The sequence below is a fragment of the Reyranella sp. genome (assembly GCF_030651995.1).
Lineage (GTDB): Bacteria > Pseudomonadota > Alphaproteobacteria > Reyranellales > Reyranellaceae > Reyranella.
The window spans coordinates 1-22,722 of sequence record NZ_JAUSBN010000002.1 but is presented as its reverse complement, the minus strand read 5'-3'; the positions used below and the strand labels follow the sequence as shown (position 1 = coordinate 22,722).

Genomic DNA, 22,722 nt, shown 5'->3' with positions numbered 1-22,722 from the left:
GCAGCGTGGCAGCGAAATCATCCCGGGCCGGGGTTTACCCTGGGGATAAAATCGTGTGATCAATGCAGCGCCGTGAACAATCTTCGAACCGCCATACTTCCGCTCCTGCTCGCCGCGCTCTTCGTCGGCCCGGGATGCGCCACCAAGCCGCCTGAGACGGCGGCTGTGCCGCAAGGTCCGACGGAGCACGAGGCCTTCGTACAGGCGCGCAAGAACGAGGTCCTTCAGTCGCTCGCGGTCTGCGAGAGCGGAAGCTGGGGACCGCATTCCACCCGCATCACCGGCGGGCGCGGTACCTATCACGGCCGCTTCCAGTACACGCCGCGCACCTACATCACCATGCAGCAGCGCCGCGACGGCACCGTGTTGACGACCCGGGAGGCCATCGAGGCGGCGCAGGATTACGAGAAGGCCGCGGCGCTTACGTCCTGGGTGATCTTCGAGCAGGGCGAAGCCTGGCACTGGCCCCTCTGCAACCGCAAGCTCGGCCTCACCGCCAAGGTGAGGGAAATCAACGCGCTCTGACCGGAGCGCTCAACGCAGCTCGGCGCAGAATTCCTGGATGCGCGTGCAGCCTTCGCGAAGGCTCGCCATGTCGGTGGCGTAGGAGATCCTGAAGTAGGGGCTCATGCCGTAGGCCGCGCCCTGCACGGTCGCGACATGCTTCTCTTCGAGCAGCGCGGTCACGAAATCCGTGTCGTTGGAAATCCGGCGGCCGCCCTTCGTGGTCTTGCCGATGCATCCCGCGATGTTGGGGAACACGTAGAAGGCGCCCTCGGGCATGTGGCAGGTGACGCCCTTCGCGGCGCGCAGCATCGCGACGACCTCGTCGCGGCGCTTCTGGTAGTCGGCGGCCCGCTCCTTCAGCAATTCCTGTGGTCCATTGAGGGCGGCAACGGCGGCGGCCTGGCTGATCGTCGAGATGCCCGAGCCGATCTGGCCCTGCATGTTGGTCATGGCCGCGATCATCGCCCGCGGACCGCCGGCGAAGCCGACCCGCCAGCCGGTCATCGCATAGGCCTTGGACGCCCCGTTGACTGTCAAGGTGCGGTCCTTCAGCGCCGGCTCGACCTGGGCAACGGTGCTGAAGGTCGCGTCGCCATAGACCAGGTGCTCGTAGACATCGTCGGCCATCACCAGCACGTGCCGGTGCTTCATGAGCACATCGCAGATCTGCCGCATCTCGGCCGGCGAGCAGACCGCGCCCGTCGGATTGCTGGGGAAGTTCAATACCACCCACCTGGTCTTCGCCGTGATGACGGCGTCGAGATCGGCAGCGCGTAGCTTGAACTGGTTGTTCTCCGGGCAGGACACCGGCACCGGTATCGCCCCGGCGATCACCGCCTGGTCGGCATAGGAGATCCAGCCGGGCGCGGGGATGATGACCTCGTCGCCCGGGTTCACGCTGGCCATCAGCGCGTCGTACATGATCTGCTTGCTGCCGTTGGAGACCATGATCTCGTCCAGCGCATAGTCGAGATCGTTGTCGCGCTTGAACTTTCGCTGGATCGCTTCCTTGAGAGGCCTGATGCCGTCCTGCGGCGGATACTTGGTCTCGCCGGCCAGCGCCGCCTGGTGCGCGGCCTCGATGGCATGCGCCGGGGTGGGGAAGTCGGGCTCGCCCGAGGACAGGCCCACGATTTTCACGCCCTGGGCACGCAGGTCGCGCACCTTGCGGGTCATCGCGGCCGAGGCCGAAACCTTCACGTTCTTCAGACGATCGGCAACCTCGAACATGTGTCCCCTCAGACCCTGGCTTCAGTTCTTTTTCCGGATGGTGAGTGCGATACCGCCCAGGATCGCCGCCGAGGCAATCAGCAGCCGTGCGGTGATCGGCTCGGCGAGTAGCACCGCACCCCCCAGCGCGGCAATGGCGGGGACGCAAAGCTGGATTGTCGCCGCCGACGTGGCGGACAGCGCCGGAAGGGCTGCGTACCACAGCACGTAGCCCAGGCCCGAGGTCACGGCGCCCGAGGCCACGGCGTACATCAGCCCCGTGTGGTCGGGACTGGCCTGGCTCGCTGCAGCGAGGCTGAGGACGGCGGCGAAGGGCACGGCGCGGATGAAATTGCCGCCGGTGGCCGCAGTGGCATCGCCGGCGCCTCGACCGAGCAGCGAGTAGACCCCCCAGGCAAGGCCGGCCGCCAGCATCAGCCCTGCTGCGATGACCGGCGGCGCCGACAGGCCGGGCAACAGCAGCCAGACGAGCCCTGCGACCGCCACCAGCACGCCGACCAGCCGCAGCCCGGCGAGCCGTTCGCCGGAGAACAGGCCGTAGCCCGTCATCGTGAGCTGCACCGCGCCGAACAGGAGCAGCGCTCCCGTCGCGGCGGTAAGGTCGCGATAGGCGAAGGAGAAGCAGACCGCGTAGGCAAAGAGCATGGCGGCCATCGGCCAGCTTCCCGCCGCCAGCGGCTGCTTCCCGCGGGAGCGCAGCAGGACCCAGAGCACCAGTGCGCCGGAGGCGAGGCGGATCGAGGTGAAGCTCGCCGCGTCGATCGAGGTGTCGCGCAACGCGACGCGGCAGAGCAGCGAGTTGCCGGCGAAGGCCAGCATCGCGAAGACGATCAGGAGGGCGACGCGCACCGCTCCGCCCTCCCGACCCATCTCAGCTGGCAAGGCCGTAGAGCTTCATTGCATTGTCGCGCACGATCTTGCGCTTCACCGCGGGCGAGACGCCGGTCAGTTCCCGGGCCAGGAACTCCTGGCTGTCGGGCCAGATCCCGTCGGGATGCGGGTAGTCCGAGCCCCACATGACATTGTCCTCGCCGAGATGGCGCAGCAGCTCGATGCCCACCGGATCGGTCTGGTAGGTTGCGTAGAACTGCCGGTGCCAATACTCCGACGGCTTCATCTTGAGGTCGAGGTCCTGGAACTGGTCCTCCCATTCGAGGTCCATGTGCTGCAGCACATAGGGGATCCAGCCGAGCCCGGCCTCGCCGATCACGATCTTGAGGTTGGGATAGCGCGCCGGGGCGCCGGAATAGATCAGGCCCATCAGCATGGTGCTCATGTGCATCTGGAAGCCGGTGATGTGCACGGCGAAGATGCGGCGCTGGATCTCGGGCGTGAACCGGGTGACGTCGGGCGAGCGGCCGCCGATCGTGTGGAAGTGCAGCGGGATGCCGGTCTCGTGGCCGAACTTCCACAGCGGCTCCCAGAACGGATCCCAGAGCGGCGTCATGTCGGGACGGTTGGCGATGTCGAGGCCCTTCACGCCGCGCTTGGCGCAGCGCATTGCCTCGGCGACCGACTCTCCCATGTCGTAGTTGGGGATGTTGGCAAGGCCGACCAGACGATCGGGCGCCTGCTGGCAGAAATCGTGAAGCCAGTCGTTGTAGATGCGCAGCATCACGATCGCGGCTTCCGGGTCGTTCAGCCGGCCGCTCGATCCCAGCACGCCGTAGAGCACCTCGGCCTGCACGCCGTCGCGGTCCTGGTCCTTGAGGCGATGGTCAACCTCGGTCAGGCGGCGGATGCCCTTCTTGCCGTCGCTGTAGAGGCCGGTCGAGGCCATGCGGTCGGAGCGGTGGATGATGCCCGGCACGTATTCGCGTCCGGCCGAGCCCATGCCGTTGACCAGTCCGAACTTTGCGCCGTTGGCGCTCGTCCATTCCGGTCCCTTGGGCCCGTCGACGACATGCGGCATGCGCGCCTTCATCGAGGCGGGTGCGTTGCTGGTGAAGAGGTCCGGCGGCAGCCAGATCAGGTCGATATGCCCATCCGCGGAAATCACGTCGTATTTCATCGTTGGTTCCTCCCGGGCGCCCATTCCTCTGGAGTCGTCCTTCTTCTAGAGTGCGCCGCCTGCATGTCCGTCGCAATGGGATGACAATGAACGAGACCAAGTGGCTTGCGGAGTTTGCGTCCGCGTTGAAGCGATCCGACACCGATGCTGCGACGGCGCTGTTTGCCGACGACTGCTACTGGCGCGACCTCGTGGCCTTCACCTGGAACATCGTGACGCTCGAGAGCCGCTCTGCGATGGCTGACATGCTCGAGACGCGCCTCGGTGATGTGAAGCCCGACTCTTTCGTTCTCTCGGGCCGGCCGGGCTGGTTCACCTTCGAGACGGCGCAGGGCCGCGGCACGGGGCATGTCCGCCTGAAGGACGGCAAGGCCTGGACGTTCTTCACCGCGCTGTTGGAGCTGAAGGGCTTCGAGGAGAAGAAGGGGCCGTCGCGCGAGCACGGCACGCAGCACGGCGCCTTCAGGGATCGCGTGACCTGGACCGACCGCCGCAAGGCCGATGCGAAGGAACTGGGCTACGATCGCCAGCCCTATGTGCTGGTGATCGGCGGCGGGCAGGGCGGCATCGCGCTCGGCGCCCGCCTGAAGCGGCTCGGCGTTCCGGCCCTGATCGTCGATCGCAATCCGCGCCCCGGCGATGCCTGGCGCAATCGCTACAAGTCGCTCTGCCTGCACGATCCGGTCTGGTACGACCATCTGCCGTACCTGCCGTTCCCCGATCACTGGCCGGTCTACACGCCCAAGGACAAGATGGGCGACTGGCTCGAGTCCTACACGAAGATCATGGAACTCGATTACTGGCCGTCGACCACCTGCAAGAGCTCATCGTTCGACGAGGCCAGGGGCGAGTGGACCGTCGTCGTCGAGCGGGACGGCCGGGAAGTGACGCTCAGGCCGAAGCAACTCGTGATCGCGACCGGCATGTCGGGCTTTCCTGAGATCCCGGAGTTCCCGGGCGCGGAGCGCTTCAAGGGTACACAGCATCATTCCAGCCGCCATCCCGGCGGCGAGGGGTGGGCCGGCAAGAAGTGCGTCGTCGTGGGCTCGAACAACTCCGCGCACGATATCGCTGCCGACCTCTGGGAACACGGCGCCGACGTCACCCTGCTGCAGCGCTCACCGACCCTGGTCGTGCGCGCCGATACGCTGGCCCGCAACCGGCCGCTCTATTCGGAGGAGGCGGTGGCCTCCGGCATCACCACCGAAATCGCCGACCTCACCACGGCGTCGATGCCCTACGGCGCTCTGCCCAGGGTGATGCAGCCCGTTGTCGAGCAGATTCGGCGCGAGGATGCAGACTTCTACGCACGGCTGGAGAAGGCGGGCTTCAAGCTGACCTTCGGCGAGGACAATACGGGCATCGGCCCGATGTATCTGCGTCGCGGCTCCGGCTACTACATTGACGTCGGCGCCTCGGACCTGATCGCCGATGGCCGCATCAAGCTCAAGTCCGGTGTTGAGATCGAGCGTCTGACCGAGGACTCGGTCGTGCTGAAAGACGGCACCCAACTGAAGGCCGATCTGGTCGTCTATGCGACCGGATACGGCTCGATGAACCAGTGGGCGGCCGAGCTGATCTCGCCCGAGGTCGCCGACAAGGTCGGCAAGTGCTGGGGCCTGGGCTCCGGCACCGCCAAGGATCCCGGCCCCTGGGAGGGCGAGCTGCGCAACATGTGGAAGCCGACGGCCCAGGAAAATCTTTGGTTCCATGGCGGCAACCTGATGCAGTCGCGGCTCTACTCGATCTTCCTGTCGCTGCAGCTCAAGGCGCGCCTCGAGGCGCTGCCGACGCCGGTCTACGGCCAGGCGCCGGTGCATCACAAAGCGTGACGCAGGGCGGGGACGCCATGCCGGTTTGCGACGTACACTGAAGACGCATGCACCGTTCCACCCGCCGCCTCGTCCTCTGCCTCCTGCTCGCTGTGTCGGGCTGCTCGTTCAACATGGGCGAGCCCGACTTGCCGAAGACCGACTTCCGCGCGGACCTCAGTGGCGCGCGCGAGGTGCCGGCGACCGACAGCAAGGGCGAGGGTTACTTCTCGGCCGTCTACCGGCCGTCGACCAAGGTGCTGGAATACAGGATCAACCTGGTGCGGCTGAGCGGTCCCGTGCGCCAGGTAGGCCTCTACGGCCCCGCCGCATCGGACCAGAATGCTGTGCAGGTCGTTCCCATCGACGTACCGTTCTACGCCGACCGGTCAACCCTGAACGACGGCGTGACGCTGACCGAACAGCAGGCCCGGGAAGTCCTGGCCGGTCTCTGGTACGTCAAAGTAATGACCGAGAAGTATCCCGACGGCGAGATTCGCGGCCAGATCCTGCCGCTGAAGAAGTAAGCTTGGGTCGAATGGACTGTTAGCGGCAGCGCCTGTCGCTGATAGTCTGCACGCTCACAGCAAAGGGTGTCTCCGTGGCCGTGCTTTCCGACTCGCTGTACCTCGACATGACCAGCTACCGGATGCTGGAGTACACGTCGGCGACGACCGTGCAGGACGCCTACGACATGACGAGTTGGAGGCAGGCCGACGAGATCGTCAACGTCGCGATCACGCTGCCGCGGGCCAACGATCCCACGGTGCTGCTGACCAGCGACTGGGCCACGCGCCAGACGATGCTGGCCGATCTCGATGCGCAGGGTACGCTGTGGACGACCTACGGTGCCGACCAGGCCCAGTACGATGCGGCCGTGTCGCTGCTCACGGGCAATGGCGCGGGGCAACTCGGTCTCACCCTGCTGGGCGATGCGGCGGGCAGCGACGGCTACATCTCCTCGGCCGAGTCGCGCACGATCTGGCTGCAGCTCTCGCCCGCCGATTTCAAGACGTTGTTCGACCAGGATGCGCTGCAGGCCGGCACGCTGATCGACGGCGGCAAGTACTTCTGGAACGGCTCGCTGTCGCTGCCGGACTCTCTGTCGAGCCTCGGCGTCGGCGTGTGGTTCGATTTCCTTCAGCGTGGGCCTGGGCCTGCTCTCGGGAATCTCGCGGGCAGTGCAGTGGCCGATCTCGTGGCCGGTCCGCAGAGCATCGGCAATGGTGCCCCTGAGGACGCGAAGGCGGAACCCTATCCGTCGAACATGGCCAAGTGGTTCTACAATTTCCCGCTGGCCGAGTATCCCGCGGTCACGACGGCGACCGTCGGTCTTCTCGAACCCGGCAGCGCCGACGCCCTTCCCGCGGGATCGCTGTCGTTCCAGACGCTGCTCGATACCTATCGCACCACTGCAGGCCTGACGACGCCCGGCACCTACTACACCGTCGCCAACAACGGGACCTACTATGCCGGTCCGGGCAGCAGCCAGACCGATCCCGGCGAACGCTCGCTCGACGTGGGCGTGATCGCCACGGCAAGCCCGGGCAGCCCGATCGGCCTTTATGCCGGTTCGGGTTTCTACCAGCCCGGCGCGACCGACCCCGGCACGACGCAGGGCGCGTATTCCAACGTCTTCACTGCGTTCCAGGGTGCGTTCTGGGATCAGACCAACCAGCCATCGGTCATTTCCGCGTCGACGTCGATGACCCAGCAGACGAAGCCCGGTTCGCCCTTCGCCGTCGCCGCGTCCGAGCTGTTCGTCGACGCCGCCTTGCGCAACATCACGGTGCTCAAGGCCGACAACGATTTCGGATCGAGCTGGGGCTTCGCGAACGGGCTCGCCAACCAGAACGTCAATTCGAGCTCACCCTACGTGATCGTGGTCGGCGGCACGTCGGTCACGACGCAGAGTACGGCGCCAAGCGATCCGACCACCAGTGCACTCTACGCGGCGGCGCTCGCCAAGGATCCTTCGACGCTGTGGCAGCTCGTCGTCGCCGGCCTGAAGACCATGCCATCCGACGTGACGGCGCCGCAGACGCAGACGTTTCTCGAAACGACGTGGAACCAGTTCACCTTCACTCCCGTGTCGGATCCGAGCGAGTCGAACCCGAGCACCTGGACGGGAGCGGGCTTCGGCGCGGGCGATGGCGGCGTCGACACGACGCAGCCAACGCCGTGGTACCAGCGAGCCTTCGGCCTCCTGCCGGCCAGCATCAATGTCCCGCCCTATGGTGGGTCCGGCCGCGGCGCACCCGACGTCGCCGCCAATGCCGGCGGGAACATGTCGTACTACGTGCCGCCGGCCGACATGGTGGGTACGAGCAGAACCGAAGGCACCAGTGCCGCCGCGCCGCTCTGGGCCGCGCTGCTGGCGCAGGTCGACACGATCTTTGCCGATCAGGGCCTGCCCAATCTCGGATTCTCGAACGACCTGCTCTACATCGCGGCGGCCGTTGCACCCGCGTCGTTCAACGACATCACGATGGGCAACAATGTCTCATCGTACTACGTCGATTCGACCTCGCCGATCGTCAATGCCGACGGACTCCATGTCGTGCCGACCGGCTTCGGCTACGAAGCCACCGCCGGCTACGACCTGACGACCGGCCTGGGCTCGCCCAACGGCGTGCAGCTGGCGCGCTCGCTGAGTTGGATCGCGCACTCGCAGATGTACTTTTCCGCCGAGCCGGACGTGGTGGACGGCGACCTCGCGAGCGGCTGGACCAGCGGCGCGTCGCAGAGCCTGCTGTTCCAGACCATGTCGTCCAACGGCGCTGCGATCGACGTCACGATCGGCGGCGACAGCTTCGACTATACGAGCGGCGCGTCGGCCGGCCTTGCCTGGACCAGTCGCCTGGCGATGCAGTCCCTGCAGGCGGATTTCGATGCCGGACTCGTGCGGCTGTTCGATGGCTACGGGCACGGCGCGCCGATGCAGTATTCAGTCGGCGACTCGGACTCGCTGAGCGTGTCGATCGATGGCCAGACCGGACAGGCGATCCAGGCGGGCCTCACCAGTGCTTACGGCTTCGTCGATTTCATGGCGGACGATGGCGTGGTGCGCGTGGCCCGCGCCGTCGCGGTGGCCGAGACGGCTGCTGCCGCCGACGACCAGATGGCGGTCGTGCGCGTGCGTCAGAACGGCCGGGACACTCTGGGCGTCACCTTCTACAAGGTCGATGACTTGTCCGGCACCATCAACGGCATTGCGCCGGGCCATGCGGGATACGCCGCGGCGGCCTACGCCAGCGCCTACCAGCTCGCGACGGGTGGCACGATGCTCGGCGGTCCCGGCTACGGCAACTACACGCAGAACGCGCTGCTCCATGTCGATGCCGGCGATCTGGTCGCCATGACGCTGGTCAACCTGACCCGCGGCAACACCTACTGGGCCTTCTCGCAGGCCAATCCGGACGGGCAGGGGCACCTCTGGAACTACGGCGTCAACACCTGGGGTTGGGAAGACACCAGGGGCGGCGGCGACCGCGATTACAACGACATGATCGTCCAGCTCGACTTCACCAGCGCGTCAGGGAGCGGCTGGTTGGTGTGATGGCCGGGCGTGTCATTCGAGTTGGATCGCCTCCGACCAGTCAGTCGAACTTGAGCTTCCAGTCGATCCACTCACACAGGCCGCGACCCATCACGTCCTCGAGATCGCGTCCCTTCAGCCAGGGCAGTTCCTCGGTGAAGAAGGTCACGCACTGGCGGTACGTGCATTGCATGCGGGTGATGTCGGTGCCCCAGAAGAAGCGCTTGGGACCGAACGCATCGAAGATTCGGTGCAGCCCGTCCTGGATGTTGCGGAACGGATAGCCCTTGGTCGAGTAATGCGGCGCGCCGGTCGCCTTCACCGCAACGTTGGGCAGCTTGGCCAGTGCCACCAGCTTGTCGAGATGGATGAAGGCTTCCTCGTCCTGGCCGTGACGGTTCAGCCCGCAATGGTCGACGATCATCTTGAGGTTGGGATGCTTCTCGGCGATCTCGCGGAACTTGTCGGGAAAGATGCCGCCCATCGTGGCGACCGGAATGCCTTCCGTCTCGGCAGCCGGCCACACCCAGTCGAGCAGCCCGTCGTTCAACCACTTCTGCTCGGCCGGCTGCAGCAGCGCCCAGCGCAGGCCCATCATGCCGGGCTGGTTGCGCCAGCCCCTGATGCGGTTGCGGCTCTCGGGGTCCTGCAGCGGGAACTGGCCCATCACGGCGAAGCGGTCGGGATATTTCCGCGCCGCATCGAGGGCGAGCTGGCTGGAGGTCGGATCCCAGCTGTAGGGCGGATGGATCAGCGCGGCATCGACGCCAGCCTCGTCCATCTCCTTCAGCGCCTGCTCGGCCGTGAAGCTCTCGACCTTGCGATGCAGGCCGGAAGGTGGCGTGACGGTTTGCGACCAGATGTGGATCTGCGCATCGACGATCTTCATGTCGGCTTCCTCAGTTGGGGGTCGGTGCCGCCGGATCCAGCAGCTTCTCCTGCTTGAGCTCGCTCCACAGCTCGACCGGAATCTTCACGTTCATGTAGGCCACGTTCTGCTTCACTTCCGCGACGCTGAGCGCGCCGGGAATGACGGAGCAGAAGGCGGGGTGAAACAGCGGGAATTGCATCGCCGCGGCGCCGAGCGGCACGCCATGCCGCTGGCACACCGCTTCGATCTTCTGCGCCTTGTCGACCAGGTGCTGCGGTGCGGCGACATAGTCGTGCGTCGCGCCGGCCTTCACGTTGCCGGTGAGGATGCCGGAATTGTACGGCCCGCCCAGGATCACCGAGACGCCGCGCTTGGTGCATTCCGGCAGGAATTCCTCCAGTGCACCCTGTTCCAGCAAGGTGTAGCGCCCCGCGAGCAGCATGCAGTCGAAGTCGCCCGCCTTGACGAAGCGCGTGCTGGTGTCGCTCTCGTTGATGCCGACGCCGATCGCGGAGATGATTCCCGCGCGGCGCAGCTCGTCGAGCGCGCGGAAGCCCGAGTCCATCACCGTCTTGAAACGCTCGTCGAGGATCGCGCGGTCCTTGATCGTCCAGAAGTCGACGTCATGGATCAGCGCGATGTCGATCCTGTCGAGCCCCAGCCGCAGGTGCGAGTGCTCCAGCGAGCGCATCACGCCGTCATAGGTATAGTCGAAGGTCGGGACGAAGCCCGGCAGGCCGTTCTCGCGGAAGTCCTTCGGCAGCACCTCGCCCGGCTTGCGCACATGCAGGATGCGGCCGATCTTGGTCGACAGCACGTAGCTGTCGCGCGGCTTCTCACGTAGCGCCGCACCCATGCGCAGTTCGCTGCGGCCATAGCCGTAGAAGGGCGAGGTGTCGAAGTAGCGGATGCCGGAATCGTACCCGTCGTTGGTGAGCTGCACCGCCTCCGCATCGGAAATGGTGGCGCGAAAGCCGCCCATCGGCGCACCGCCGAGACCGATCTCGGTGACTTCGAGTTTGGTTTTCCCGACCTTCCGGCGCTTCAGCGCTGTCATGTTCGTTTCCTCCGAGGAAAGGGGAGAGTACGAATTGCCTCCGGCCAATGCCACAGGAGTTCCCATGACCGACGAGCGCCTCGTTCTGCACGGCAGTTTCACGTCGAGTTCGAGCTACAAGCCGATGCTCTTTCTGGCGCTCTCGGGCCTGCCGTTCTCGTTCCGCACCGTCAACCTGAAGAACGGTGTGCAGAAGGAAGCGGCACACCTCGCGATCAACCGCTACGGCCAGGTGCCGGTGCTGCGTCATCGCGGCCTCACCCTCGTGATGTCGAACGTGATCCTTGACTACCTCGCGCGCACGACCGGGCACTTCGAGCCGAAGACCGAGCAGCATCGCTGGCGGGCGCGCGAGTGGCTCGCCTGGGAAAACGACGCCCTCACCAACGTGGCGCGCGTCCGCCATTTCGCGCGCTTCCGTCCCGACGTCTCGCAGGACATCGTGAATTTCTTCCGGCCGCAGGCCGAGGCGGCGCTCGACTTCGCCGACAAGTCCCTGGCAGGGCGCGAATGGCTGGTGGGCGATGCCTGCTCGATCGCCGATGTCGGCTGCTGGGGCCGCATGGTCTTCGCCCACGAAGGCGGCCTGTCGATCGATTCGCGACCTCATCTCGCGGCGTGGCGCGAGCGGATCAAGGCAATGCCGGGCTTCGCGCTGCCGTACGATCTGATCCCGAAGAAGGATACGGAGTTCGAGGGGCGTTGATTTAACAACCCGTCGTCTCGACCGAAGCGCCGCAGGCGCGGAGCGGAGAGACCTTCGCGCCACCACAAGCCGGCAAATGGTAGGGCGAAGGTCTCTCCGCTACGCCTCGCTACGCGAGGCTTCGGTCGAGACGACGGCTATTGTTAAGCCGCCTGCTGCCCCTCGACAGTCGGGCCTTCGCTCATGGTCGTGGTGCGGCGCATGTCGCGGACGATGTTGAGGTCGTCGAAGCGGCGGACGCGGTGCATGGTGGTGCGGTTGTCCCAGATCACGAAGTCGTTCTTCGTCCAGCGGTGGACGTAGACGAACTCGGGCTGCGTTGCGTGTTCCATCAGGTCGCGGATGAAGGCCATGGCCTCGGGCCGCGGCCAGCCGACGATGGCGCCGATATGGGCCGACAGGAGGAGCGACTTGGCGCCGGTGACCGGATGCGTGCGCACCAGCCGGTGCAGCACCGGCTTCATGCGGTGACGTTCCTCATCGGTGAAGTCGGTGAAGCCCAGCTGGCCGCGCGAATAGATCAGCGAATGCTCGCAGACCAGGTCCTCGATCTCCGCCTTGGTGGCTTCGTCGAGCGCAGCGTAGGCGGCGCGCATGTCGGCGAACTCGGTGTTGCCGCCGTCGCGGGTCACGATGCGGCCGCTCAACAGCGAGTAGCGCGCCGGCACGATGCGGAAGGTGGCGTCGGAGTGCCACAGTCGGTTGCCGAGCGCGGCCATGCGGCGGCGGTCGTTGCGTTCGAGTCGCCTGTTGTCCTTGTCGAGGTTGGAGACATCGGCGAAGGCCCCGCCCAGGCGCATCGTGGTCGCCGTCAGGGTGGTGTTGGCGCCCTCCTGCAAGGGGCCGAAGTTGCGCGTGAAGGCGAGCTGCTGTTCGTCGGTCATATCCTGACCGGGCAGGACGAGTACGGCGTACTTGTCCATGCCGGCCTCGAAGGCGGCGACATCGGCCGGTGTCAGCGGCCGCGTCGCGTCGATGCCCTTCATCTCGGCGGCGAAGAGGGGCTGGAGCGGCTGGAGGGGACGCGTCTCGATCGGCAACAGGACCTCCCTTGGGTGAGGAGCCCTAGCGCAGGGCGGCCGCGATGTTACCACCGTCCACGGTCGTGACAGCGCCCGTCGTCTTCGCCGCTTTGGCCAGCGAAACGAAGGCCTGCGCGACATCGTCGGCCGTCACTTCGAGGCCGAGCAGGTTGCCGCCCATATAGTCGGCCTCGCTGAGGCCACGCGCCTTCGACCGCTGGGCGATCATCTCGTCCGTCAGGAGACCCGTGCGGATGCGGTCGGCGTTGACGGCATTGGCGCGGATGCCGTCGCCGCCGTGGTCGAGTGCGTACTGGCGCATCAGGAACAGGGTGGCGGCCTTCGGCAGGCCATAGGGGCCGAAGTCCGGGCCGGGATTCACCGCCTGCTTGGAGGTGTTGAACAGCAGGCAGCCGCCCAGACCCTGGGTGCGCATGATGCGGACCGCGTTCTGCGCCACGCTCTGGTGCGCCCAGAAATTGAGTTCGAAGCTCTGACGCAGCACGGCCTCGTCGACGTCGCCGATGCGTCCCTGCCAGGCGGCGCCGGCGTTGGAGACCACGATGTCGACGCCGCCGAAGGTCGCCGCGACCGTGTCGAACGCGGCGCGTACCGATTCCGGATCGGTCACGTCGCAGGCGATGCCCAAGCCCTTCACCTTCGAAACGTCGCGGTCGAGCACCGCCACCTCGGCGCCCTCGCGCGCGAAGGCGGCCGCGGTTGCAGCACCAATGCCCGAGGCACCGCCCGTCACGACCACGATGCGCCGCGCCAGCGGCTTCTCGGCCGCGGCGCTGAGCTTGGCCTGTTCGAGCGACCAGTATTCGATGTCGAAGATGTCGGGTTCGGGGATGCACTCGTAGGTGCCGAGCCGCTCGGCGTCGGCAATCACCGCCACCGTCGTCTCGGCGAGATCGGCCGCGATCTTGGCGTCCTTCGAACTATTGCCGATACCGAACAGGCCGACGCCCGGCACCAGCGCGACGCGCGGGATCGGGTCGAGTTCCTTCTTGGCCACGATCTGGCGGCCATTGTAGCGCATGAAATAGGCGTGATAGTCGGCGGCGAACTTATCGAGCGCGGTCTTCGTGTCGGTCCGGAACGCGTCGAGCTTGCCGGCTTCCGGCGGGGGCGCGATGAACGCCACGTTCTTGGTGCGGATCGCGTGGTCGGGCGTCACCGGACCCTGCTGGCTGTAGCGCGCGATCTCCCTGCCGTTCACATAGGCCAGGATCTCCGGCGAGCTGCGGAACTCGAACACGAAACGCTGCGCGGCTTCGCGGCCACCTTCCTTGGCCGGCAACGAGAACAGGCCGCGCAGGATCGGCGCGATCTCGGCTGCCGTCGCAGGCTTTGCCGGCAGGGTGGCGCCGGGGAAGATCTTGCGCGTGGCCTTGGCGAGACGCTGCTCGGCCATCGTCACGAGGTCGATCATGCGGACATAGGCTTCTTGGGCGGTGGCGCCCATCGAGAAGATGCCGTGCTTCAGCAGGATCAGCCCCTCGACGTCGGGGTTCGCCTTCGCGATCTCGGCCGTCTTCCTGGCGAGCGCGAAGCCCGGCATGACGTAGGGCACCAGCGCCGCGCGCTTGCCGTAGAGATCGGCCGCCAGTTCGGCGCCGTCGGGCTGGTCGGTCAGCGCCAGCACCGCGTTGGAATGCGTATGGTCGATGAACTTGTGCGGCAGGAACGCGTGCAGCAGCGTTTCGACCGACGGGTTGGGCGCCTTGCTGTCGAGCAGGTTGGCGCGCTGCACATTCACCATGTCCTCGTCGCTGAGCGCCTGCAGCCCCTCCAGCTCACGCAGCGGGGCGAGGCGGACGGCGGGCAGGCCGGGCGCCTCGATCGTGCCCATGTCCCAGCCGCTGCCCTTCACGCAGAGCACGTCGAGCGGCTGGCCGGTGACGTCGGCCATGCGCGTCTTCACCGAGGTGTTGCCGCCGCCGTGCAGCACCAGCTTCGGCTCGCCGCCCAGCAGGCGCGTCGTGTAGATGCGCAGGGCCAGGTCCTCGCCGATTCCCTTGGCGGCGTGGCTGGTGATTGCCTGGCTGGCGTCGTCGTCGGACCAGAGGTTCTTCATGGCGCTGCCTACTCTCCCGGCTCGATCCCGGCATCCTTGGCGATCTTCACCCAGGTCGCGATCTCACGCTCCTGGTACGGCTTGAACTGCGCGGGGTCGCGCGGCTCGACGGTGAAGCCGAGCTTGTCGATCTTCTCGACGACTTCGGGCTTCTTCAGGCTCTTCATGATCTCGCCCGAGAGCCTGTCGAGCGCCGGTTGCGGTGTCGCCGCCGGCGCGAAGAAGGCGGCCCACGACGAGGCGTTGGCGCCGGTCACGCCCTGCTCCTCGAGCGTCGGGACGTCGGGCAGCTGCGGGTTGCGCTTGGCGCTGCCGATGGCGATAGCCCGGATCGTGCCCGCCTTGATCTGCGCCAGCACGCTGGGCAGCGTCGAGTTGGAGATGTCGATCCGGCCGCCGACCAGGTCCTGCACCAGCGGCGGCGCGCCGCGATAGGGCACCTGGGTCATCTTGATGCCGGTGCGCGCCATGAACAGTTCGGTCGAGAGATGCGAGCCCGAGCCGATGCCGGTGGAGCCGTAGTTCAGCTCGCCGGGCCTGGCCTTGGCCAGCGCGATCAGCTCCTTGATGTTGTTCACCGGCAGGTCCTTGCGCACGACGAAGACATGCTCGAAGGCGCCGGCGCCGGCCAGCGGCGCAAAATCCTTCACCGCGTCGTAGCCCGGCTCCTTCAGCATGAACATGTTGTTGCCGTGGGTCTGGTTGTTGCCGAACGTGATCGTCTGTCCGTCCGGCTTGGCCTTGGCGACGGTACGCGTGCCGATCGCACCGGCGCCGCCCGAGATATTCTCGACGACGACCTGCTGGCCGAGCGGTCCGGAGATGTCGGCGGCGACGATGCGGGCGATCACGTCGGTGGGGCCGCCGGCCGGATAGGCCACGACCATCTTGACGGGGCCGGTCGGCTGCCAGGTCGATGGGGCGTTCTGGGCAAAGGCGGGCTTCACGAAGGGCGCGGCGAGCAGGCCGGCGCTGAACAGACGACGCTTGATCATGGGATCTGCTTCCTAGGCGTGTGAAATGACGATCTTGCCGAAATGCTTCTGGCTCCTGAGATGCCGGTAGGCGGCCTGGGCTTCGGCGAACGGGAAGATCTTGTCGATGACGGGCTTCAAGCCATTCGCCTCGATGGCGCGGTTCATCGCCTCGAACATCTGCGTGCTGCCGACATACAGGCCCTGGACCTTGAGGTTGCGGCGCAGGATCGGCATCGGATCGAGCGTCGCCATGCCCGACAGCAGCCCGATCACCGCGATGGAGCCGCCGAGGCGGGTGGCCGTGAAGGAGCGCGGGAGCGTGCCGGCGCCGCCGACCTCGACCGTGATGTCGGCACCGCGCCCGCCGGTCAGCTTCAGCGCTTCCTTGTCCCAGTCGGGCGTCGTCTTGTAGTCGATGACCGCCTCGGCACCCATCTGTATCAGTCGCTCGGCCTTGGCCGGCGAGCTCGACGTGCCGATCACGCGCGCGCCGAACATGCGGGCGAACTGCAGTGCGAAGATGGAAACGCCGCCGGTGCCCTGGATCTGCACGACGTCGCCGGCCTTGAGGTGGCCAATCTCGACCAGCGCATGCCACGCCGTGACGGCGGCACAGGGGAGCGTGGCGCCCTCCTCGTAGCTGAGATGGGCCGGCAGCTTCACGACACCTTCTTCCTCCAGCACCGCGAGCTCGGTCAGCATGCCGTCGATCGCGCCGCCCATCGCCGAGGGCATCGCACTGTCGCTGATGGCGCCGCCGAACCAGCGTTGCATGAAGCATCCCGCGACCCGGTCACCGACCTTGACCCGGCTGACGCCCGGTCCGACCGCAACGACCTCGCCCGCGCCGTCCGACAGCGGGATCAGGTCGGGCTTGGGCACCGACCGCGCATACTGCGCCTCGATGGTGAGCAGATCGCGGTAGTTAAGTGAAGTCGCCATGACCCGCACCAGAACCTGCCGGGGTCCCGGCGTTGGATCCGGCCGTTCTGCCAGTGTGAGCGAGTCGATGCCCTTGGGGGCGGGGATGACATAGCACTTCATTTGGCGTCGCCCTTCAGTTCGATGATGGTCTTGGCCATGACGGCCTCCTGGTCCCAGGGGAACAGGATCCAGGTGTCCTGGCTCACCTCGGTGACGTAGCTGTCGACCACCGGTCGGCCGGCGGGCTTTGCATAGACCGTGGCGAAATGGGCCTCGGGCAGCATGGCGCGGACGGCACGCGCGGTGACGCCCGTGTCGACCAGGTCGTCGACGATCAGCCAGCCGGCGCCCTTGTCCTGCTCTGCGGACGTGCCCTTCAGCAGCTCGACCTTGGCGCCGCGTTCCATGCGGTCGTAGGTCGAGCAGCAGATCGTATCGATCAGCCGAAGGTTCAGTTCGCGTGCGACGATGGCCGCCGGCACGAGGCCGCCGCGGGTGATCGCGACCAGGCCCTTGAACGGCCCGAGGTCGGCCAGCCGCCAGGCGAGCGCCCGGGCGTCGCGATGCAATTCCGTCCATGAGACGGGGAACATCCTGTTGTAACCAGCACTGCCCGCCATGCGATTTCGTCCCTGAATCCTGTCCGGTTTGGCTTGCCCCTACGGAAGGGCTGCACTAACACCTTCGGGCGGTACAATGAAGATCAGACCTCAACCATCGACCTGAGCGAAGTGACGACATGGGATTCGAGTTTACGCCAGCCTTCTGGGCCGGTCTGACGCAGATCGTACTCATCGATATCGTTCTTGCCGGCGACAACGCGCTCGTTATCGCGCTGGCCTGCCGCAATCTCGAGAAGAAGTACCAGTTCCCGGCCATCATGATCGGCACCGGCGGCGCCATCCTGCTCCGGGTGATCTTCGTTCTGATCGTCGATCAGCTTATGCAGATACCCTATCTCAAGTTGATCGGCGGTCTTCTCCTGCTCTGGATTGGCTGGAAACTCGTTCAGGGAGACGACAGCCACGGTGGTGATGTCAAGGCCTCCAGTTCGCTTTGGGGCGCGATCCGGACCATCATCATCGCCGACGCCGTGATGAGCTTGGACAATGCGATTGCCATCGCGGCAGCGGCAAAGGGCGATACGACCTTGATCGTCCTCGGCTTGCTGATCAGCATTCCCCTGGTGGTGTTCGGCGCCCAGCTCATCATGGTCCTGGTGACCCGTTTTCCAATCGTCGTGGTCGCCGGCGGCGGCCTGCTGGGATGGATCGCCGGCAATACGATTGTAAGTGATCCCGCCTATGCCAGCTGGCTGGTGGCAGCCTTCCCGCAAGCCAAGCTGGCGTTCGAGATCGCTGGAGCCGTCTTCGTTGTGGCCCTGGGGTACTTCCTCCAGTACCGGGCCAAGCAGAAGCGCAAGAAAGATCCGGTCGATCTCGCCACCCACGCCAGCAAGGAGTAGCGATCATGCACAAGATCAATGCCATCCTCGTCGCGGTGGACGGTTCTGAAACCTCCGATCGGGCCGTCCAGCATGCGCTCGACATGGTCGCCACCGGCTGTGCGGCCGATGTGCACCTGTTGAACGTTCAGCCGAACGTCGGTGGCGCCGTCTCGACCTTCGTCTCGCGCGAGCAGATCGACTCCTATCACCGCGAAGAGGGTGAGAAGGCGCTGGCCTCGGCCGTCGCCCTGGCCCAGAAGGCAGCGGTGACGGCCAAGAAGCATGTCGGCGTCGGTCGCCAAGGCGAGATCGTCGCCGACTTCGTCCGGAAACTGGGCGTGGGCCTCGTCGTGATGGGCACGCGTGGCCATACCGGCCTCACCGGCGTTCTGCTGGGTTCGGTGGCGCAGGACGTGATCGCCCATTCCACGGTGCCCGTTACCCTCGTCAAGTAGCCATCCCGACCGGGACGGCGTAGAACGCGGGCCAGCAGGAGGACCGCGTTTGGCCGAGGAGATGTGGCGACACGAGGCGCTGGCGCCCTATGCGACGCTGCCGTGGCAGAGCAAGGGCCGCCATCATCGCGAGGCAGAATCCCCGAGCCGCAGCCCGTTCCAGCGCGACCGCGACCGCATCATCCATTCGACGGCGTTCCGGCGGCTGAAGCACAAGACGCAGGTCTTCGTGTTCCACGAGGGCGACCACTACCGCACCCGCCTCACCCATTCGCTGGAAGTCGCGCAGATCACGCGCACGATCTGCCGCGTGCTGCGCCTCGACGAGGATCTCGGCGAGGCCGTCGCGCTCGCCCACGATCTCGGCCACACCCCGTTCGGTCATGCGGGCGAGGAGGCGCTGCACGGCGTCATGGCGCCCTATGCCGGCTTCGACCACAACGCCCAGACGCTGCGCATCCTCACCAAGCTCGAGGACCGCTATGCCGAGTTCAACGGGCTGAACCTCACCTGGGAGACGCTCGAGGGCGCGGTGAAGCACAACGGCCCGCTGCTGAAGCCGGGCCGGGCGCTGGGCGAACTGCCCGCCGCCATCGTCGACTATTGCAAGGACCACGACCTCGAGCTCGACGGCCATGCCGGGCCGGAGGCGCAGGTGGCGGCGCTGAGCGACGACATCGCCTACAACAACCACGACATCGACGACGGGCTGCGGGCCGGGCTGTTCGAGGTCGCGGACCTGCTCGACCTGCCGCTGGTCGGCGAAATGTTCTCCCTGGTCAGCGGCAAGTATCCCGGCATCGACCAGACGCGCCTGATCCACGAGGCGGTGCGCCGCGTGATCAACGCCATGGTCGAGGATCTCGTGGCCGAGACGCGGCGCCGGCTCGGCGATGCCGCCCCGAAGTCGGTGGCCGACATTCGTGCGCTCGGCCGCCCGGTCGTGGCTTTTTCCGACGCGATGGCCGAGACCGAGAAGACCGTGAAGCGCTTCCTCTACACGCGCATGTACGAGCACTGGAAGCTGAACCGCTCGCATTCCAAGGCCCGCCGCGTCGTGGTCGACCTGTTCAACCTCCTGTTCGCCGAGCCCAACTGCCTGCCCTCGCCGTGGCGCGAGAAGGCCGAGCAGGCCGGCACCCACGCCCGCGCCCGCGTCGTCGCCGACTACATCGCCGGCATGACCGACCGCTTCGCCCTCGACGAACACCGCCGCCTGTTCGACCTCTATTCCTGAGCTTCCCGGGGGCGCGTCCGGATGACAAAGGGCGCGGATTCGGCAATACCCGCCCCATGAATCCCTACCGTCATTTCATCGGCGAGATCGTCGCGGCCCTCCAGTCCCTGCAGGCCGCGGGGGAATTGCCCGAAAAGCTCGATTTTTCCGCTATCACGGCCGAGCCGCCGCGCGATCCCGCGCATGGCGACATCGCGACCAATGCCGCGATGGTCCTGTCCAAGGCGGCGGGCAAGAAGCCGCGCGACATCGCCGAGCCGCTGCTCGCGCGTCTCAAGGCCAATCCCGACGTAATCGACGGTGCGGTGGCGGGGCCGGGCTTCCTCAACCTCAAGATCGCCGACGGCTTCTGGCGCGCGCGCCTTGGCGACTGCCTGAAGGCCGGCATCGCCTATGGCGATTCGACCATGGGCAACGGCGCCAAGGTGAACGTCGAGTATGTCTCGGCCAACCCGACCGGGCCGCTGCACGTCGCTCATGCGCGTGGCGCCATCGTGGGCGACGCGCTGTCCAACCTGCTGCACAAGGCGGGCTACGACGTCACCAAGGAGTATTACATCAACGATGCGGGCGCGCAGGTCGACAAGCTCGGCCAGTCGACCTACCTGCGCTACCGCGAAGCGCTCGGCGAGACGATCGACTCGATTCCCGAAGGCCTCTACCCGGGCGAGTACCTGAAGGACGTGGGTGCCGAGATCGCCAAACGGGACGGCGCGCGCTGGATCGGCAAGCCCGAGTCCGACTGGCTGCCGGAGATGCGGGCCTTTGCCATCGCCACGCTGATGGCGGAGATCAAGACTGATCTCGAGACGCTCGGTGTCCATATCGACGTCTTCTCGTCGGAGCGCGCGCTGGTCGAGAGCGGCGCCGTCGACCGCGCCTTCGAGGAGCTTACGAACCAGGGCCTCATCTACCAGGGCCGGCTTGAGCCGCCGAAGGGGCAGCTTCCCGACGATTGGGAAGACCGCGAGCAGACGCTCTTCCGGGCCACGAAGTTCGGCGACGAGGTCGACCGGCCGCTCAAGAAGTCGGATGGCAGCTGGACCTACTTCGCCAACGACATCGCCTATCATCATGACAAATACCGCCGCGGCTTCGCCGACATGATCGACGTGTGGGGCGCCGACCATGGCGGCTACGTCAAGCGCATGAAGGCGGCGGTCAGCGCCATCACCGGCAAGCAGGGCGAGCTCGACGTGAAGCTCTGTCAGCTGGTGCGCGTGATGCGCAACGGCGAACTGGTGCGCATGTCCAAGCGCGCCGGCACCTTCGTGACCCTGCGGGATCTCCTCGACGAGGTCGGACCCGACGTCGTGCGCTTCACCATGCTCACACGCAAGAACGACGCGCCGTTCGACTTCGACCTGGTGAAGGCCACTGAACAGTCACGCGACAACCCGGTCTGGTATGTCCAGTATGGCCATGCGCGGACCCGCTCCGTGATGCGCCAGGCGACGGCTGCGGGCATCGCGATCGACGGGCTCGACAGCGCGCCGCTCGACCGGCTGTCAGACGTCGGCGAACTCGCGCTGATCCGGATGATCGCCCAGTGGCCGCGCCAGGTCGAAGCGGCGGCGGTGGCGCACGAGCCCCATCGCATCGCCTTCTATCTTTACGACCTGGCGGCCGCCTTTCACTCCCACTGGAACCGGGGGCGGGAGGAGCCGGGCCTGCGATTCGTGATCGAAGGCGACTCCGATCTCACGCGGGCGCGACTGGCATTGGTACAGGGAATCGGATTTGTGATAGGATCAGGCCTAAAGGTCTTCGGCGTAACACCCGTCGATGAAATGAGATAAAAATGCATGTTCGCCGGTCCCCCTCCGGCGACGGACCAACGATCTACCGGCCCAACGAGTCGGTAGCTGTGCGGCTCGATCCTCCGCCTCGGCCCGTCGCGCATGAACCTGATTCAATTCCCCCGCCGCCCCGGGACTCGCTGCTCATGCGGGTCAACAGACGCCGCGGCCAGATCCTCACGGTGATGGTCTCGGTCGCCGCCATCGCGAGCTTCGGTTCGGTGGTCTGGTGGGCGCACAACCAGGACGTCAAGGCGGGCGGCAGGGGATTGGAGCCGCTGGTCGTACAGGCGCCGACCACCCCGGCTCGCATAAAGCCCGAGAATGCCGGCGGCCTGGTGGTGCCCAACCAGGACAAGGAAGTCTTCAACCGCATCGCTCCCGGCGCCGTGCCCGCCCAGCCCGAGAAGCTGTTGCCGGTCGCGGTGACGCCGAAGCTGCCGGCCAACGGCCTGCCGCTGCCGGCCTCGCCGCCGAGGGAGGCGGAAGCGGTCAAGACCCCGACGCCGCTGCAGCCTGCGTCGGCCACCGGCGGTTCGACCCCCGCGCCGGGCGTCGGCGAACCGAAGGTGCCGGCCAATCCGCCCAACATGCAGCCGGCGACCAACACGCCGGCCACGACCGAGAGCGGGCCGAGCATCGCCAGCCTGATCGAGAACATGTCCGGGCCGACCGGCGGCTGGCGCATCCAGGTCGCCTCGGTGAAGAACGAGGACGTCGCCAAATCGACCTGGGCGCGGCTGCAGAGCGCGCACGGCGAGCAGCTGGCCAGCCTGCGCATGCAGGCTGTCCGCGTCGACCTCGGCGATCGCGGCGTCTGGTACCGCGTGCAGGCCGGCCCGCTCGACGAGAAGCAGGCCCATTCGGTCTGCGCTTCGCTGAAGGCCCGCAAGGCCGACTGCGTCTCGGTCCCGCCCGCTCGCTAGGGTTCGATGAGATCATCGCGCGAAAAAGCCCGTCGTCTCGACCGGAGCCGAGCGCAGCGAGGCGAAGTGGAGAGACCTTCTCCCTGCGATAAGCTGGCTCTTGGGGGAGAGAAGGTCTCTCCAC

At 66.5% G+C, this 22,722-nt stretch carries 20 protein-coding genes; 10 read left to right on the top strand and 10 right to left on the bottom strand.

Annotation, left to right across the window (positions count from 1 at the left end; genetic code table 11):
- Positions 1-72 precede the first annotated feature (72 nt).
- Positions 73-525, top strand: coding sequence for a hypothetical protein (locus Q7V45_RS00155; protein ID WP_304845045.1), 453 nt, complete (start codon positions 73-75; stop codon positions 523-525).
- Between the two features lie 9 nt (positions 526-534).
- Here Q7V45_RS00155 and Q7V45_RS00150 read toward each other — a convergent pair whose 3' ends face one another.
- The 3 genes from Q7V45_RS00150 to Q7V45_RS00140 are packed head-to-tail and all read right to left on the bottom strand — an operon-like array spanning position 535 to position 3,748.
- The gene (locus Q7V45_RS00150; RefSeq protein ID WP_304845044.1) at positions 535-1,737 is read right to left on the bottom strand and encodes a pyridoxal phosphate-dependent aminotransferase; all 1,203 of its coding nucleotides are present in this window, start codon (positions 1,735-1,737) and stop codon (positions 535-537) included.
- Between the two features lie 21 nt (positions 1,738-1,758).
- Positions 1,759-2,586, bottom strand: coding sequence for a DMT family transporter (locus Q7V45_RS00145; protein ID WP_304845042.1), 828 nt, complete (start codon positions 2,584-2,586; stop codon positions 1,759-1,761).
- 22 nt (positions 2,587-2,608) lie between these two features.
- Positions 2,609-3,748 carry an amidohydrolase family protein gene (locus tag Q7V45_RS00140; protein WP_304845039.1) on the bottom strand — a complete coding sequence of 380 codons (1,140 nt, stop codon included), beginning with the start codon at positions 3,746-3,748 and terminating at the stop codon, positions 2,609-2,611.
- Positions 3,749-3,834: 86 nt separating this feature from the next.
- Between Q7V45_RS00140 and Q7V45_RS00135 the strand changes: the two genes are divergently transcribed.
- The 3 genes from Q7V45_RS00135 (at position 3,835) to Q7V45_RS00125 (ending at position 9,118) form a co-directional block, all read left to right on the top strand.
- The gene (locus Q7V45_RS00135; protein ID WP_304845036.1) at positions 3,835-5,580 is read left to right on the top strand and encodes an NAD(P)/FAD-dependent oxidoreductase; all 1,746 of its coding nucleotides are present in this window, start codon (positions 3,835-3,837) and stop codon (positions 5,578-5,580) included.
- A 47-nt stretch (positions 5,581-5,627) separates the two neighbouring features.
- Entirely contained in the window at positions 5,628-6,086 is a 459-nt protein-coding gene (locus Q7V45_RS00130; protein WP_304845033.1) for a CHRD domain-containing protein, read from the top strand.
- Positions 6,087-6,160: 74 nt separating this feature from the next.
- Positions 6,161-9,118 (top strand): DUF4114 domain-containing protein, encoded by a 2,958-nt coding sequence (locus Q7V45_RS00125; RefSeq protein ID WP_304845030.1) that lies wholly within the window; start codon positions 6,161-6,163, stop codon positions 9,116-9,118.
- Positions 9,119-9,158: 40 nt separating this feature from the next.
- Here Q7V45_RS00125 and Q7V45_RS00120 read toward each other — a convergent pair whose 3' ends face one another.
- On the bottom strand, positions 9,159-9,986 hold the full coding sequence (locus Q7V45_RS00120) for an amidohydrolase (RefSeq protein ID WP_304845028.1): 828 nt from the start codon (positions 9,984-9,986) through the stop codon (positions 9,159-9,161).
- Positions 9,987-9,996: 10 nt separating this feature from the next.
- On the bottom strand, positions 9,997-11,025 hold the full coding sequence (locus Q7V45_RS00115; RefSeq protein WP_304845026.1) for an aldo/keto reductase: 1,029 nt from the start codon (positions 11,023-11,025) through the stop codon (positions 9,997-9,999).
- Positions 11,026-11,089: 64 nt separating this feature from the next.
- Between Q7V45_RS00115 and Q7V45_RS00110 the strand changes: the two genes are divergently transcribed.
- Complete coding sequence (locus Q7V45_RS00110) at positions 11,090-11,731, top strand: glutathione S-transferase family protein (RefSeq protein ID WP_304845024.1); 642 nt, start codon at positions 11,090-11,092, stop codon at positions 11,729-11,731.
- Between the two features lie 143 nt (positions 11,732-11,874).
- Here the strand turns inward: Q7V45_RS00110 and Q7V45_RS00105 are convergent, their stop codons facing one another.
- From Q7V45_RS00105 to gpt, 5 genes are read right to left on the bottom strand one after another with little or no spacing between them, the layout of a single operon-like run.
- On the bottom strand, positions 11,875-12,771 hold the full coding sequence (locus Q7V45_RS00105) for a TauD/TfdA family dioxygenase (RefSeq protein WP_304845022.1): 897 nt from the start codon (positions 12,769-12,771) through the stop codon (positions 11,875-11,877).
- A gap of 25 nt (positions 12,772-12,796) precedes the next feature.
- Entirely contained in the window at positions 12,797-14,833 is a 2,037-nt protein-coding gene (locus tag Q7V45_RS00100) for a bifunctional aldolase/short-chain dehydrogenase (protein WP_304845020.1), read from the bottom strand.
- A gap of 8 nt (positions 14,834-14,841) precedes the next feature.
- Positions 14,842-15,828, bottom strand: coding sequence for a tripartite tricarboxylate transporter substrate binding protein (locus Q7V45_RS00095; protein ID WP_304845018.1), 987 nt, complete (start codon positions 15,826-15,828; stop codon positions 14,842-14,844).
- Between the two features lie 12 nt (positions 15,829-15,840).
- A complete protein-coding gene (locus Q7V45_RS00090; RefSeq protein ID WP_304845015.1) occupies positions 15,841-16,854 on the bottom strand; it encodes an NAD(P)-dependent alcohol dehydrogenase in 1,014 nt (337 codons plus the stop codon).
- Positions 16,851-17,354, bottom strand: a complete 504-nt coding sequence (gene gpt / locus Q7V45_RS00085) for a xanthine phosphoribosyltransferase (RefSeq protein WP_304845013.1) — start codon at positions 17,352-17,354, stop codon at positions 16,851-16,853. The genes Q7V45_RS00090 and gpt overlap by 4 nt, the downstream gene beginning before the upstream one ends.
- A gap of 119 nt (positions 17,355-17,473) precedes the next feature.
- Here gpt and Q7V45_RS00080 point away from each other — a divergent pair, with 119 nt between their 5' ends.
- The 5 genes from Q7V45_RS00080 (at position 17,474) to Q7V45_RS00060 (ending at position 22,598) form a co-directional block, all read left to right on the top strand.
- Positions 17,474-18,199 (top strand): TerC family protein, encoded by a 726-nt coding sequence (locus tag Q7V45_RS00080; RefSeq protein ID WP_304845011.1) that lies wholly within the window; start codon positions 17,474-17,476, stop codon positions 18,197-18,199.
- A gap of 5 nt (positions 18,200-18,204) precedes the next feature.
- Positions 18,205-18,636 (top strand): universal stress protein, encoded by a 432-nt coding sequence (locus Q7V45_RS00075; protein ID WP_304845010.1) that lies wholly within the window; start codon positions 18,205-18,207, stop codon positions 18,634-18,636.
- Positions 18,637-18,697: 61 nt separating this feature from the next.
- On the top strand, positions 18,698-19,873 hold the full coding sequence (locus tag Q7V45_RS00070) for a deoxyguanosinetriphosphate triphosphohydrolase (RefSeq protein ID WP_304845066.1): 1,176 nt from the start codon (positions 18,698-18,700) through the stop codon (positions 19,871-19,873).
- A gap of 56 nt (positions 19,874-19,929) precedes the next feature.
- Positions 19,930-21,672, top strand: a complete 1,743-nt coding sequence (gene argS / locus Q7V45_RS00065; protein ID WP_304845009.1) for an arginine--tRNA ligase — start codon at positions 19,930-19,932, stop codon at positions 21,670-21,672.
- Positions 21,673-21,818: 146 nt separating this feature from the next.
- Entirely contained in the window at positions 21,819-22,598 is a 780-nt protein-coding gene (locus Q7V45_RS00060; protein WP_304845008.1) for an SPOR domain-containing protein, read from the top strand.
- Positions 22,599-22,722 lie beyond the last annotated feature (124 nt).

Excerpts from the sequence above, each read along its gene's own strand:
- Q7V45_RS00150 (WP_304845044.1), bottom strand. The coding sequence starts at position 1,737 with ATGTTCGAGGTTGCCGATCGTCTGAAGAACGTGAAGGTTTCGGCCTCG.
- Q7V45_RS00080 (WP_304845011.1), top strand. The coding sequence starts at position 17,474 with ATGGGATTCGAGTTTACGCCAGCCTTCTGGGCCGGTCTGACGCAGATC.
- Q7V45_RS00095 (WP_304845018.1), bottom strand. The coding sequence starts at position 15,828 with ATGATCAAGCGTCGTCTGTTCAGCGCCGGCCTGCTCGCCGCGCCCTTC.
- Q7V45_RS00135 (WP_304845036.1), top strand. The coding sequence starts at position 3,835 with ATGAACGAGACCAAGTGGCTTGCGGAGTTTGCGTCCGCGTTGAAGCGA.
- Q7V45_RS00090 (WP_304845015.1), bottom strand. The coding sequence starts at position 16,854 with ATGAAGTGCTATGTCATCCCCGCCCCCAAGGGCATCGACTCGCTCACA.
- Q7V45_RS00075 (WP_304845010.1), top strand. The coding sequence starts at position 18,205 with ATGCACAAGATCAATGCCATCCTCGTCGCGGTGGACGGTTCTGAAACC.
- Q7V45_RS00130 (WP_304845033.1), top strand. The coding sequence starts at position 5,628 with ATGCACCGTTCCACCCGCCGCCTCGTCCTCTGCCTCCTGCTCGCTGTG.
- Q7V45_RS00110 (WP_304845024.1), top strand. The coding sequence starts at position 11,090 with ATGACCGACGAGCGCCTCGTTCTGCACGGCAGTTTCACGTCGAGTTCG.
- Q7V45_RS00060 (WP_304845008.1), top strand. The coding sequence starts at position 21,819 with ATGCGGGTCAACAGACGCCGCGGCCAGATCCTCACGGTGATGGTCTCG.
- Q7V45_RS00115 (WP_304845026.1), bottom strand. The coding sequence starts at position 11,025 with ATGACAGCGCTGAAGCGCCGGAAGGTCGGGAAAACCAAACTCGAAGTC.
- Q7V45_RS00100 (WP_304845020.1), bottom strand. The coding sequence starts at position 14,833 with ATGAAGAACCTCTGGTCCGACGACGACGCCAGCCAGGCAATCACCAGC.
- Q7V45_RS00120 (WP_304845028.1), bottom strand. The coding sequence starts at position 9,986 with ATGAAGATCGTCGATGCGCAGATCCACATCTGGTCGCAAACCGTCACG.
- gpt (WP_304845013.1), bottom strand. The coding sequence starts at position 17,354 with ATGGCGGGCAGTGCTGGTTACAACAGGATGTTCCCCGTCTCATGGACG.
- Q7V45_RS00070 (WP_304845066.1), top strand. The coding sequence starts at position 18,698 with ATGTGGCGACACGAGGCGCTGGCGCCCTATGCGACGCTGCCGTGGCAG.
- argS (WP_304845009.1), top strand. The coding sequence starts at position 19,930 with ATGAATCCCTACCGTCATTTCATCGGCGAGATCGTCGCGGCCCTCCAG.
- Q7V45_RS00140 (WP_304845039.1), bottom strand. The coding sequence starts at position 3,748 with ATGAAATACGACGTGATTTCCGCGGATGGGCATATCGACCTGATCTGG.